Origin of the sequence: Mesorhizobium sp. M0045, assembly GCF_040323385.1 — a bacterium.
Taxonomy (GTDB): domain Bacteria; phylum Pseudomonadota; class Alphaproteobacteria; order Rhizobiales; family Rhizobiaceae; genus Mesorhizobium.
In genome coordinates, this window is record NZ_JAMYUY010000044.1 from 1 (window position 1) to 12173 (window position 12173).

Here is a 12173-nt window from a genome sequence, read left to right on the forward strand (position 1 = left end):
GTACCAGGCAAAGGATCGGCACAATCAGCGCAAACTCTACCGCGGCAGCACCCGAATCGCTGCGGAACATCCGGACTGCTGACCCCGTCACGAAGATTACTCGACAAGCTTTATGGATTGCGTGGCCGGAATGTCGCGCATTCCGAGGCTCGTGCAATCCTGGCTGATGCTCGTGTTGCCGGACCACTGCAACGTACCGGCGATGACCTGAGTGCAACCGCCTTTGCCCGAGAAATTGCCGAGGTAATTGACGTCCTGGGTTGGAAAATACAGAGCGCCGGTCAAAAGCGAGTCCGCCGTGCCATTGAACGTGTTCGACCCCGCCCGGTTACCTCTGTTGCCGTAAAACAGAACGCCGGAATAGGTGCCTGACGTCGGTGCGCTAAGCTTGACGGTGGCGTTGCCGTTCATGCTCACGCTCGATGTGCCGGCCAGATAGATGATGACTCCGTCGCCGGAAATATTCGCGTTCGAGTTCGCCTTGAAATCACCGCCTTGAATGACGTACAAGCCGGGCGAGAGGGCAACATTGCCGCTCAGGCTCAGCCCGCTGCAGTATGTCCCGGGGTTCAGGGTCGACAATTTCGAGTTTTGACAGGGAGTTGTGGCTGTTGGCGTCGGCAGGTCGATAAAGGGATCACCGGCGGGCAACGCCTGGGTTATCGGCCTGGCGCACACGGTCGTCACGGGGTTGCTCAACGAAACACCGCCGGCCGATATCAGGCAGTCGGCCTGAAGGCTTGCCGATCCCTGAAGCTTGATGGCGTCCGCGGCTATGGAGTTGGACATCACGGAGCAGCCCGTCATTTTTATGGTCGAACTGCCGGAAAAGAGCGCCGCTCTCGGAGCGGAAGGATTGAGAGCTAGAGCGCAGGCCTTTGAGGCGTCGGTGATAAGAGCCACCGCTCTTGCCTGTGCGCCGACAGCGTTTTGCGTGAATATCGATGTAAAAAACCGATCGAGGGTCTGATGAACGATGACCTCGACAGCCTTTTGGGCCACATTCGGGCCGGAGGACGGGGGCGTGAAGACTTCGATTGTGCCTGTCGACGGGTCCCAGCCATTCGTTGTCGCAGACAATGTCGCGGCGGAGACTATCGTTGGTTTGTCGGATCCTGAAACCTTTTCCAAAGCGCCAGCATAGGCTGCCGCATCCGCCACCGCTTGTAGCTTCAGGCCGCTGTAATACCAGTAGGAAGTCTCAACGCCGAGACCCGCGCCGCCGACGACGATCGGCAACGACAGGGCAAAAATAGTGGCAACGTTGCCACTCTTGCCGGTTCGTCGCAGCCGGCGGACAAACCGCTTCAAGATACGGGCACCCAATTCCATGGAGGTATTTAAAGCAAAGATGGGTGAAGGAACGACTAAGGATTTCACTCCATTTGATGTCCGCTCCTTGGCGCGGCCGGCACAAGTCCGGCGGCCGCTCTCGGCCAACTGCTTGGCGTTGAGCGCGAAACTGGCAAGCCGGCATTCGCCCCCATGGGTGAGATCCGCACCCGAGCGATCCGCAAGCGGCTATGGACGCACGCTAGGAGCATCCTGGGTCGCCGCCAAAGCGCATGAAGCGCCCGGCTTGCCAGCCAGCGAGGCTGGTCAGGCTGCATTCGCAGGAAGGTGATGGGAACTACTGGGGGCAAGGCGCACTGCCGACCTAGCAAATCTGCAAGCCCGGTCAATGATCAACCTTCGACGTTTCGCTGAAGCGCGTTACGCTGAAGCGCGTTATTAATACCTCGCGCTATCCGTAATGGAGGCGAGGCTTCGGCTCAACGCCAGTGAATTGGACTCCGACCTTCTCGTTTTTGCGCCATCGCACAACAGATCGGTAAGCTACCCCGTCGACGGGAACGTACAGAAGAAACTCGGTCGGAATCCTTGTTTCGGCTGGCAACTTCAATTCTGCTCCGCTTGCATGCTGATTGCGCATGGTGCAGCTGATTTCAGAACTTGTGATGCTGATGATGATGGTCGCACGTTTCAAGACGCGTTGCCGATGATCACGACGAGGTTCCGCACCTTCCGGCAATGCTGGTTCCTCCAAGCGCTCCTGACCGCACGGCCTACCGTTATGGCCCTACGATTTGATTTCCATAGCACGATTGAAAGGTGCGGTGAATGAGCGACCCGAGACATAGGTGACGTTTTGTGCCGGACCCATGGGTAACACTTTTGGCATGGCGGAGGTGTTGACGCCTTGGAAAGAGTGTTCGGTGATGGAGGAGCGACTTCGTTTCGTGCCCCGCCTTCTCGATGGAGAAGGCATGAGCAACGTGTGCCGGGAGTTCGGCATCTCGCGTAAGACTGGGTACAAGATCTTCAGTCGCTAAGGATGAGGGGCTTGAGGCCCTAACGGGCCGCTCGCGCCGGCCGGAACCAGTTGCCGGCCCACACCGAGCGGATGATCGTGGAGAGCAAGCGGGAGAAGCCGCACGGGGCGCGTGTGGCCAGCCGAAGTAGCAAAGGACGCCGTCCCATGTATTTGGCGACATAGCTGTCATAGCGGGCGACTTCTGTGGCGACCAAGGATCGCTACGCGATTATGACGGAGCGTAAGTCCTCGGGATCGAGCGACGACGCTAAGGCGGCCGATCCCGCGAGGTCGACGAACATGGCCGTGGGGTGCCGCCTTTCGGCCTCATTTGCTTCGCGTTTGGCGCTGCACCGTCGTGAGCATTCCGCGTAGCCGCTTCGCTCGCCGGGAGTGGTTGGTCCGCCTGATGCGAGAGCTCAGCGATGGCGGTCAGGATCTTTTTCCGGTGACCGACAGATTTTATGCCAAGCTCCCGAAGATCATCGTCAGAGAGCCTAGGTAGAATTGCCGGATCAATGTCGTTGTCAATGAATGCGTCGGCTCGCCCTTGGGCAGGTGCGGACGAGCTGCGTCCGCGCTGCACCAAAAACGCTCACAATCCAATTGCCCGGGCTGGCGGTCTTTCGTTGCGAGCGCCGCTGGCTGGAGCTGCGTTAAGTCGATCGGAGGCCAATGGTATTTTCAATGGAACGCTAATATACATGGAACCCCCAACGAGCAGCGCCTGCCAGATACTTGAGGAATGCCATGCGAAGGCTCATCTTCACGGCGATTTGTATCGCCGCCGCAACAGCCGCTAACGCCCATGATTGGTACGAAGATAAGATTGACCCGCAGACCAAATTCAAGTGTTGCGGCGGTTCAGATTGCCGCGCCATACCTCGGTCTTCGGTGCGGTCCAGGGTAGACGGCGGGTACACCTATTTGCCGCATAATTTCACCATCCCACGGGACCGTGTACAGGAATCCCCGGACGGTCAATACCACATATGCGAAAATAAATATGCTGTAACCAATCAGCTGTATTGGCGCTGCTTCTTCGCACCTCGTGTAGATGTATCTATACTTCTAAAGCGTTAATTGGTCGCCGCTTCCGCAATTCACTTCCGCAAGGCGCTAGTCCATTAGTTCTGTTGGACTTTCTTCAAAATTGCCGAAGCTCAAGCGCGCGACTGCCCCAGGGATTTCACTGGATACGTCGCGGCTATCGAGAGCCTGCGCGGCCTGGGCGTAACTCCATGGGGCGCTGCCGCGGGTGACTTCTGGGCGCGCTCCGCAATTCGGTGACAGTCCAGATTTTGTCGTGTCGTCGCGGCCGTGGTTGTGTAGATTGGCTACGTGGCCCGCCTTGCACGCATTGTCGTCCCAAGTCCACTCGCCACGTGACGCGAACGCGGTAACGGCTGGCGATTTCGACCATGATGGACGGCCAAGCGATAGGGGATAACTGGCGCGGGATCATCAGCACGGTTCATGCGGGAGCGGCATTCGCCGGATGAGATAGCTGCGGCTGCAGTCTCGAATTTGACGCATCAGCACTTGCAAATCGTCAGCCGAGGTCTTTTGCTCGCGCGTTAGTTGCCCTTGACCGTTGAATGGTTGGCGAACAGATGAACAAGATCGATCGACGGCGGCCAGAGTCAGAAACCGACGCCACCGTAAATGCCGCGAGACTTGGAACTCGGCTGCGTCTCGCCCGCCAGACACGCGGCATGACGCTGAAGACGCTGGCCGCGGCTGCGAATTGCTCGGAAAGCCTGCTGTCCAAGATCGAGAACGGTAAGGCTTCGCCGTCCCTGCCCATGCTTCACCGTCTGGTCGAGGTTCTCGACACCAACATCGGCTGGATGTTCGAGCAAGTCGACGACGACGAGGCGATCGTATTCCGGGCGGGCGCAAGGCCTTTGATTGCGCTCGACGCGCTACGGCGCGGCGAAGGAATTTCTCTCGAACGCATCATTCCATATTCGCCTGGCCACCTCTTACAATGCAACATCCATCACATCGAGGCGGAGGGCTCGAGCGAAGGTCCGATCCAGCATTCCGGCGAGGAAGTCGGCTACGTGCTCGCCGGGCGGATCGAACTGATCGTCGACGGCAAGAGCCATGCTCTCGCCACGGGCGATGCCTTCGTGTTCAGGTCGGAGTTGCCGCATCATTACCGCAACATCGGCGAGGAACGCGCCAGCATTTTCTGGGTCAATACGCCGGCGACTTTCTGAGCAACGCTCGGCGTTCATTTGGATTGACAAATATTCAAGTCTCTTGAATGCTTGCCTCGTGCCTGTAGCACCAACGGGACCGGCCGAGGTCTGGTCCGCAAGCAAGGGGAACCGAAATGCGTCTGTTCAAACTTCTCGCCGGCTGTGCCGCCGCCGTTGCCATGGGCTCGGCAGCCATGGGATCGGCGCTTGCCGATACGTTCGCTCTCGTCAACATCAACCAGCAGGCCTTGTTCTTCAACCAGATCAACGAGGGCGCGCAAAAGGCAGCCGACGCCGCCGGCGCCAAGCTGGTCATTTTCAACGCCAATAATGTGCCGAGCGCGCAGAACGACGCGATCGAGAACTACATCACGCAGAAAGTCGACGGCATCATTCTGGTCGCCATCGACGTCAACGGCGTCAAGCCTGCGATCACCGCAGCCAAGGCGGCCGGCATTCCCGTCATAGCCATCGACGCGCAGATCCCCGACGGCGACAATATTTCGTTCATCGGCGTCGACAACACCAAGGCCGGCGAGGACATCGGCAAATTCTACGCCGACTATGTGAAGACCGAGATGGGCGGTAAGGCCAAGATCGGTATCGTCGGCGCACTCAATTCATTCATCCAGAACCAGCGGCTCGACGGCTTCAAGAAGGCGGTGACCGAAAGCGGCCAGGCCGTCACCTTCCTCGACACGGTCGACGGCCAGAACGTTCAAGAGACCGCGTTGAGTGCTTCGGAAAACCTGATGACTGCCAATCCGGACATGAACTCGCTCTATGCAACCGGAGAGCCGGCCTTGCTCGGCGCAGTTTCGGCCGTGACCAGCCAGGGCCGCACCGGCGACGTCAAGGTGTTCGGCTGGGATCTGACCAAGCAGGCCGTTCAGGGCATCGACGACGGCTGGGTGGTCGCGGTCGTGCAGCAGGATCCAGCCGGCGAAGGCAAGGCTGCGGTCGAAGCGCTGGGCAAGCTCAAGAAGGGCGAGAAAATCGATCCGATCATCAACATCCCGGTGACGATCGTGACCAAGAAGAATGTCGACCAATACCGCGCGATGTTCAAGTAAACTGCGTTGGCGACCGGGCCGCGGCGCCTTCTGAGGCTGCGCCGCGGATGACTGCAATCGCGTGGAATCCCAGATGAGCAGTGGCCAGACCTATCGGGTGCGGATGAGCGGCATCTCAAAGCGCTACAACGCCATCCAGACGCTCGATGACGTATCGCTGACGCTGAAGCCGGGCGAGGTGCTGGGGCTGGTCGGCGACAATGGCGCCGGCAAATCGACATTGAGCAAGGTGCTGTCGGGAGCTGTGGTTCCCGACGCCGGCACCATCGAAATCGACGGCAAGCCGGTGATCTTCAGCTCGCCGGCGGACGCGCGTGCGGCGCGCGTGGAGATGGTCTACCAGGACCTGTCGCTGTGCGACACGGTCGACGTCGCCGGCAATCTGTTTCTCGGCCGCGAGCCGCGTCGCCGCATCGCAGGTATTTCCTTTCTCGACAAGAAGCGCATGCATGACGAGACGCGCCAGATGCTCGATCGGCTCGGCATCGTCATTGCCGACACGCGACTCAAGGTCGAAAACCTCTCCGGCGGGCAGCGCCAGTCGATCGCGATCGGCCGCGCCGCCTCGTTCGAGCCGGCCGTGCTGATCATGGACGAACCGACGGCAGCGCTTGCCGTGGCCGAGGTCGAGGCGGTGCTCGAACTGATCCGTGCGGTCAGTGCGCGCGGTGTCAGCGTCATCCTGATCACCCACCGGCTGCAGGATCTGTTCCTCGTCTGCGACCGCATCCAGGTCATGTACGAAGGGCGCAACGTAGCCGAGCGGCTGATCGGCGAGACCAACATCGAGGACGTGGTCAATCTGATCGTCGGCCGCAAGTTTAGTGCGCGTTCCGCCACCAACGGCTACCGCGGTGGAGCGCCGGCATGAGCGACGCGATCCACGCCGCCCAGCCCTCACGTGTACGCAAGGGCACCTGGCGCGATGTGCTCCTCGCCAATGGCAGTGTCGTCTCGATCGCGCTGTTCTTTCTGGTCGTCTGCATCATCTTCTCGGTTGCGACCGACGCGTTTCTGACATCGCCCAATCTGTTGAACATCCTGCGGCAGTCGGCGCCCCTGCTGATCGTTGCCGCGGCAATGACTTTCGTCATCACCACCGGCGGCATCGATCTTTCGGTCGGCTCCGTGCTGGCGCTGGTGGCAACGCTGTCGGCGACACTTTTGCAGTTTGGCCTGCCGTGGCCAGTCGTTATCCTCGTCATGCTCGCGCTCGGTGCCCTGCTTGGCGCGGTGCAGGGCTATTTCGTCGCCTATGAGGGCATCCCGTCCTTCATCGTCACGCTTGCCGGGCTTTCGGTGATCCGGGGCGTGGCGCTGCTGATCACAGGCGGCTATTCCATCCCCATCGAGCCCGGAAGCGCTTTCACCGTGCTGGGCCGCGCCTGGTTTCTTGGCGTGCCGGTGCCGGCGCTGATCGCGCTGGCGATCCTGGCGATCGCCTATCTCGCCTTCAACGAGACGCCGTTCGGCCGCTATGTCACCGGCATCGGCGCCAACGCCGAGGCGGTGCGGCGTGCCGGCGTCAACACGCGGCAGAAGACGCTCTTCGTCTATGTGATTTCCGCCACCGCGGCGGCCCTTGCCGGCATCATCATTGCTGCCCGGCTTGGATCGGGATCTTCAAATGCCGGACAGGGTTTCGAGCTGGAAGTCATCGCCGCCGTCGTGCTCGGCGGCACCAGCCTGTTCGGCGGCCGTGGAACGATCATCGGCACGGTGCTCGGCGCGCTGACCGTGGCCGTCATCGGCAACGGCCTGATCCTGGCGCATCTGTCGCCCTTCCTGACGCCGATCGTCACCGGAACGATCATCCTGATCGCCATCTGGCTGAACTTCCGCCTGTTCCGCGGCGCCGTGCGGAGCCGTTGAGCCGATGAGTGGTCTGTTCGATGACGCAGCGCCCAGGCAGCGGTTGCCAGTCGGGGTCGAAACCGGCCACGTGATGACCGTGCTCGGCCCGGTTCCGGTCGAGGAGATGGGGATAACGCTGATGCACGAGCACATACTGCTCGACGGCGCGCGCAGCTGGAAATGCCCCTGCCATCCCGATGACATGGCGATCGCCGAGCAGCCGGTGAACATCGAGATCATCGGCGAATTGCGCATGAACCCTTACGTCAACCGCGACAATGTCTCGCTCGACGACGCCGACCTGGCGCTGTCGGAACTGCAGCGCTATCGCGCGCTGGGCGGCCACACCGTCGTCGACGCCACCAATATCGGCATCGGCCGTGACCCCGAAAAGCTCGCCCGCATCAGCCGCATGTCCGGCCTCAAGATCGTCATGGGCACCGGGTTCTATCTCGAGCATACCCATCCCGAATGGCTGAAGGCCATGGATGTCGACGCCGTGACCGAGTTCATCGTCAACGATGTCGGCGGCGGCGAGACGCAGCCGCCGATCATGGCCGGGCTGATCGGCGAGGTCGGTGTCAGCAGGGATTTCACCGCCGAGGAACGCAAGTCGCTGCGAGCTTCGGCGCGCGCTTCGCGCATCACCGGCGTGCCGCTGTCGATCCATCTGCCTGGCTGGGAGCGGCTGGCGCACGACGTGCTCGATATCGTCGAGGCCGAGGGCGCCGATCTTCGCCACACGGTGCTCTGCCACATGAACCCGAGCCACGACGATCCCGATTACCAGAAAAGCCTCGCCCGGCGCGGCGCGTTCCTCGAATACGACATGATCGGCATGGACTATTATTATGCCGACCAGGACGCGCAATCGCCCTCCGACGAGGAGAATGCACGCGCGATCGCCGCTCTTGTCGAGGCCGGCTTCGGCGACCGCCTGCTATTGTCGCAGGATGTGTTCCTCAAGATCATGCTGACGCGCTTCGGCGGCTTCGGCTATGGCTATATCCTGAAGCATTTCATACCGCGCCTGAAACGGCATGGCGTCGAGCAGGCGGCCATCGACCGCATGCTGATCGCCAATCCGAAGAGCGTGTTCGCGCGGCTCCAAGCGGCCTAGACTTACGACGGAGTTCAAATGTCCAAGAAGAAGATCCTGCTCGCCGGCGAATCCTGGGTGTCGACCGCGACCCACATCAAGGGTTTCGACCAGTTCCCGACTGTCACCTATCACACCGGCGCCGACGAATTGCTGGGCGCGCTCAAGGCGACCGATTTCGACGTCACCTTCATGCCGGCGCATGAGGCGCAGCGCGGCTTTCCTCAGACGATGGAGGCGCTGTCGGCCTATGACGCGGTCGTGCTCTCCGACATTGGCGCCAACACGCTGCTGCTGCATCCCGACACCTGGGTCCACTCCAAGCCGACGCCGAACCGCCTGCGCCTGCTCCGCGATTACGTCAGCGACGGCGGCGGTCTGTTGATGTTCGGCGGTTATTACAGCTTCCAGGGCATCAATGGCGGCGCGCGCTACCGCAAGACGCCGATCGAGGACGTGCTGCCGGTGAACTGCCTGGCCTACGACGACCGCGTCGAGGTTCCCGAAGGCTTTGCCCCGGTGCCGAAACCAGGGTCGACACACCCTATCCTCAGGGGCCTCGGTTCGGACTGGCCGATCCTGCTCGGCTTCAACGAGGTGACACTGAAGGACGATGTGGAAGTTCTGGCCAGCGTATCGTCGGATTATGGTTCGCTGCCGCTGCTTGTCACCGGCCATTACGGCAAGGGCCGCACCGTGGCCTGGACATCTGATGTCGGGCCGCATTGGCTGCCGCCGCAATTCATCGCCTGGCCCGGTTACAAGACCCTGTTCGAACAGATGCTGGGCTGGGCGACCGGCGAGAGCTGAGCCATGCATGTCCATGTCGTCGGCAATGCCTGCATCGATACCATGTTTCGCGTCGGCCGCCTCCCTGCCGCGGGCGAGACTTTGAATGCCGTGAGCTATGCCGACGGGCTCGGCGGCAAGGGTGCCAACCAAGCGGTCGCAGCAGCGCGGACTGGTGCAGAGGTGACGTTCTGGACGGCGCTCGGCAAGGACCGCGAAGGCACATGGATCAGGAGCCGCCTCGACAGCGAACTGTCAGACCTCGAGGTCAGCGAATTCGAGCTGCCGAGCGACCGCTCGACCATCGTCGTCGATCGAGGCGGCGAGAACTTCATTGTCAGCGGCGTTGCCTGCAGCGAAGCGTTCGATCCGGTGGCGCAAACAGCACTTGTCCGCTGGATCGCTCCCGGCGACATCCTCGTCTGCCAGGGAAATTTGCGTGCCGCCGCGACCGATGCCAGCCTCAGAGCAGCAAAGGAAAACGGCGCACACACCGTTCTCAACGCCAGCCCGATCGATGCGGCATCCGTTCCCGATCTTGGCCTGGCGGAGTTTTTGGTTGTCAACCAATCCGAGGCGAAAACCCTGACCGGCCGGGATGACATGATAGCAGCCGCCGGCGCGCTGGTAGCCAAAGGTGCAGGCACCGTCGTCATCACGCTCGGCGCCGCAGGCTGTCTGGTGCTTGGCCCGGGCCAGGAAGAGCCGCTTCGTTTGCCGGCGCCGCAGGTCGAGGCGCTCGACACCAGCGGCGCCGGCGATGTGTTCTGCGGCTGTCTCGCCGGCGGGCTTGCTCGGGGCATGCTGGTTACCTCGGCGCTGGAGCTTGCGCTGGCGGCCGCCGCAATCGCCGTGACACGGCCGGGCACGCTGGCATCCTGTCCTTCCGCCTCCGAGATGGCGGTGCTCATCGATCAAATGGAGCTCTCATGACCCAGATCGGCCAATCCGGCGGCGACGCACTCTTGCACCTTTTCGGCCGCACCAAGGTGGTGATCGGCGTCGTTCACCTGGCGCCCCTGCCCGGCGCGCCGCGCTATGACGGCGAGGCCGTGGAAGTGATCTACCAGCGCGGGCTCGATGACGCCAAAGCCTATCTCGACGGCGGCTGCGACGGCGTCATCGTCGAGAACCATGGCGACATCCCTTTCGCCAAGCCTGACGATATCGGGCCGGAGACGGCGGCCTATATGGCGGTCGTTTCCGACCGCATCCGCCGCGAGCTCGGCAGACCGGTCGGCATCAACGTGCTGGCCAATGCCGCGATCCCGGCTTTGGCGATCGCCAGCGCTGCCGGCGCCGGTTTCGTCCGCGTCAATCAATGGGCGAACGCCTATGTCGCCAATGAGGGTTTTGTCGAAGGCGAGTCGGGCCGCGCGGCGCGCTACCGCGCCAGGCTGCGCGCCAACGGCATTCGCATCTTCGCCGATGCCCATGTCAAACACGGCGCACATGCCATCGTCGCCGACCGTCCGGTGGAGGAACTAGTCAAGGATCTGGTCTTCTTCGATGCCGATGCCATCATCGCGACCGGCCAGCGCACCGGCCACGCCGCGGATTTGGGCTACATAAGCATGATCAAGCAGGCCGCCGGCCTGCCGACGCTGGTCGGAAGCGGTGTCACGGCGGACAATGCCAAGGATATCCTCGCCATTGTCGACGGGGTCATCATCGCCAGCGCGCTGAAGCACGACGGCGTCTGGTGGAACCAGGTCGACTCTGCTCGAGTAAAGGCGTTCATGGGTGGTCTGAAGCGATAGCTGACTTCAACCGCTTAGCCCACCGCCCGGGCCACCTCTGTCAGAGACGACGGACAGGCCCAGGATACTGCGCGACCAGATCGTCGATGGTCAGCAATGTGATGCCTTCCACAATCGATTGAGCAATCAGGATCCGATCGAAGGGGTCCTTGTGGATGGGTGGAAGCCCATCCACCGCAATGGCATGCTCGCCGGTGATTGGCAGCTCATGATAGCCATTGTCTATCAGCCCCCGACGTAAAAGACGCACATCGACCCTAAAGTCAGGGCGGCCCAGACCGCGTTTGATGGCAATCTCCCAGAGGCTTGCGGCGCTGAAAGTCAGGTGGTTGTCGACATTCTCGATTTCGGCGAGGGCGGCGGACGGGAGCTTCTCGGGCTCGCCCGCCGCCCAGAGCAGAAGATGGGTATCGAGCAGAAGTTTCATGCATCGCCGCCAAACAGCTTCTCGATTTCCTCAGCGGCCATCCGATCAAAGTCGTCCGGAACTGAAAACTGCCCGGCCATAAACCCAACGCGACGCATTTCGCCGGCCGCAGGTGCGTTTATGGCAACGACCTTGACCATCGGCTTGCCGGATTTCGCGATAATGAAGGATTCGCCTTTGGCCGCCCTGTCGATAAGACGAGACAGATGCGTCTTGGCCTCGTGAATATTGACGGTGCGCATTGCGGGCTTCCGACTTAGTCTATGAAACTTAGTCTAATTGGGCCCGATCTTCAAGTGTCTGTCTCTCCGCGAATAGGATGGGAACCAATTGCCCATTCCCTCGACCAAAAGCCGTGGCCGATCTTCGCGCTGGGCGGAGGCCAGTGGCGCAATCGATGCGATTGAAATGGCGAATGCCTGAAAACTGGGGCGTCGAGGCCTACGCTCTCGACGCCCCGCATCGGCATCACCGCCGTTCTCCACACGCAGGGCTCCGCGATGACCCACCGTCCGCACCTGCACGTGATCGTGCCGGGCGGCTTCGCCCGGCTCGATCGATGATGGTCGAGCGGCTACTAGGCCGGCAACGCGCCGGATCTCTTGGCCGTCCAGGTGGCGATATAGTCCATCAGGCCAGGATTGAGGCAA

General features: G+C 61.5%; 13 protein-coding genes and 3 pseudogenes. 10 read left to right on the forward strand and 6 right to left on the reverse strand.

Features of this window, described 5'->3' with window-relative positions; all coding sequences use genetic code 11:
• Positions 1-96 precede the first annotated feature (96 nt).
• Positions 97-1311 (reverse strand): pilus assembly protein TadG-related protein, encoded by a 1215-nt coding sequence (locus NKJ72_RS30260; protein ID WP_352480703.1) that lies wholly within the window; start codon positions 1309-1311, stop codon positions 97-99.
• A 433-nt stretch (positions 1312-1744) separates the two neighbouring features.
• Complete coding sequence (locus tag NKJ72_RS30265; protein ID WP_502894293.1) at positions 1745-2047, reverse strand: PilZ domain-containing protein; 303 nt, start codon at positions 2045-2047, stop codon at positions 1745-1747.
• Between the two features lie 133 nt (positions 2048-2180).
• Between NKJ72_RS30265 and NKJ72_RS30270 the strand changes: the two are divergent.
• Positions 2181-2446 (forward strand): annotated as a pseudogene (locus NKJ72_RS30270) (helix-turn-helix domain-containing protein); the annotation flags it as partial.
• A gap of 136 nt (positions 2447-2582) precedes the next feature.
• Here the strand turns inward: NKJ72_RS30270 and NKJ72_RS30275 are convergent.
• The gene (locus tag NKJ72_RS30275; protein WP_352480705.1) at positions 2583-2900 is read right to left on the reverse strand and encodes an SAM domain-containing protein; all 318 of its coding nucleotides are present in this window, start codon (positions 2898-2900) and stop codon (positions 2583-2585) included.
• A 1027-nt stretch (positions 2901-3927) separates the two neighbouring features.
• On the opposite strand from NKJ72_RS30275, the gene NKJ72_RS30280 reads away from it, so the two are divergent.
• From NKJ72_RS30280 to NKJ72_RS30315, 8 genes are all read left to right on the forward strand, one after another.
• Positions 3928-4539: a cupin domain-containing protein gene (locus NKJ72_RS30280; protein WP_352480706.1), complete on the forward strand. Its 612-nt coding sequence runs from the start codon at positions 3928-3930 to the stop codon at positions 4537-4539.
• A 116-nt stretch (positions 4540-4655) separates the two neighbouring features.
• Entirely contained in the window at positions 4656-5594 is a 939-nt protein-coding gene (locus NKJ72_RS30285; protein WP_254819828.1) for an ABC transporter substrate-binding protein, read from the forward strand.
• Positions 5595-5667: 73 nt separating this feature from the next.
• Complete coding sequence (locus tag NKJ72_RS30290; RefSeq protein ID WP_023721835.1) at positions 5668-6465, forward strand: ATP-binding cassette domain-containing protein; 798 nt, start codon at positions 5668-5670, stop codon at positions 6463-6465.
• Complete coding sequence (locus tag NKJ72_RS30295) at positions 6462-7466, forward strand: ABC transporter permease (RefSeq protein WP_352480707.1); 1005 nt, start codon at positions 6462-6464, stop codon at positions 7464-7466. Before NKJ72_RS30290 ends, NKJ72_RS30295 begins: the two co-directional genes overlap by 4 nt.
• Positions 7467-7470: 4 nt before the next feature.
• The gene (locus tag NKJ72_RS30300; protein WP_352480708.1) at positions 7471-8568 is read left to right on the forward strand and encodes a phosphotriesterase family protein; all 1098 of its coding nucleotides are present in this window, start codon (positions 7471-7473) and stop codon (positions 8566-8568) included.
• A gap of 18 nt (positions 8569-8586) precedes the next feature.
• A complete protein-coding gene (locus NKJ72_RS30305; protein ID WP_352480709.1) occupies positions 8587-9357 on the forward strand; it encodes a glutamine amidotransferase in 771 nt (256 codons plus the stop codon).
• 3 nt (positions 9358-9360) lie between these two features.
• A complete protein-coding gene (locus NKJ72_RS30310; RefSeq protein WP_352480710.1) occupies positions 9361-10269 on the forward strand; it encodes a ribokinase in 909 nt (302 codons plus the stop codon).
• Positions 10266-11096, forward strand: coding sequence for a BtpA/SgcQ family protein (locus NKJ72_RS30315; protein WP_352480711.1), 831 nt, complete (start codon positions 10266-10268; stop codon positions 11094-11096). The genes NKJ72_RS30310 and NKJ72_RS30315 overlap by 4 nt, the downstream gene beginning before the upstream one ends.
• 40 nt (positions 11097-11136) lie before the next feature.
• Here the strand turns inward: NKJ72_RS30315 and NKJ72_RS30320 are convergent, their stop codons facing one another.
• Positions 11137-11523 (reverse strand): type II toxin-antitoxin system VapC family toxin, encoded by a 387-nt coding sequence (locus tag NKJ72_RS30320; protein WP_352480712.1) that lies wholly within the window; start codon positions 11521-11523, stop codon positions 11137-11139.
• Positions 11520-11765, reverse strand: a complete 246-nt coding sequence (locus tag NKJ72_RS30325) for a type II toxin-antitoxin system Phd/YefM family antitoxin (RefSeq protein ID WP_254819821.1) — start codon at positions 11763-11765, stop codon at positions 11520-11522. The genes NKJ72_RS30320 and NKJ72_RS30325 overlap by 4 nt, the downstream gene beginning before the upstream one ends.
• A 213-nt stretch (positions 11766-11978) precedes the next feature.
• Between NKJ72_RS30325 and NKJ72_RS30330 the strand changes: the two are divergent.
• Positions 11979-12065: pseudogene (locus NKJ72_RS30330) on the forward strand (transposase); the annotation flags it as partial.
• A gap of 35 nt (positions 12066-12100) precedes the next feature.
• Here the strand turns inward: NKJ72_RS30330 and NKJ72_RS30335 are convergent.
• Positions 12101-12173, reverse strand: a pseudogene (locus NKJ72_RS30335) (S-(hydroxymethyl)glutathione synthase); the annotation flags it as partial.

Coding starts and splice junctions, on each gene's coding strand:
- NKJ72_RS30310 (WP_352480710.1), top strand. CDS start 9,361: ATGCATGTCCATGTCGTCGGCAATGCCTGCATCGATACCATGTTTCGC.
- NKJ72_RS30295 (WP_352480707.1), top strand. CDS start 6,462: ATGAGCGACGCGATCCACGCCGCCCAGCCCTCACGTGTACGCAAGGGC.
- NKJ72_RS30325 (WP_254819821.1), bottom strand. CDS start 11,765: ATGCGCACCGTCAATATTCACGAGGCCAAGACGCATCTGTCTCGTCTT.
- NKJ72_RS30300 (WP_352480708.1), top strand. CDS start 7,471: ATGAGTGGTCTGTTCGATGACGCAGCGCCCAGGCAGCGGTTGCCAGTC.
- NKJ72_RS30285 (WP_254819828.1), top strand. CDS start 4,656: ATGCGTCTGTTCAAACTTCTCGCCGGCTGTGCCGCCGCCGTTGCCATG.
- NKJ72_RS30320 (WP_352480712.1), bottom strand. CDS start 11,523: ATGAAACTTCTGCTCGATACCCATCTTCTGCTCTGGGCGGCGGGCGAG.
- NKJ72_RS30315 (WP_352480711.1), top strand. CDS start 10,266: ATGACCCAGATCGGCCAATCCGGCGGCGACGCACTCTTGCACCTTTTC.
- NKJ72_RS30305 (WP_352480709.1), top strand. CDS start 8,587: ATGTCCAAGAAGAAGATCCTGCTCGCCGGCGAATCCTGGGTGTCGACC.
- NKJ72_RS30280 (WP_352480706.1), top strand. CDS start 3,928: ATGAACAAGATCGATCGACGGCGGCCAGAGTCAGAAACCGACGCCACC.
- NKJ72_RS30290 (WP_023721835.1), top strand. CDS start 5,668: ATGAGCAGTGGCCAGACCTATCGGGTGCGGATGAGCGGCATCTCAAAG.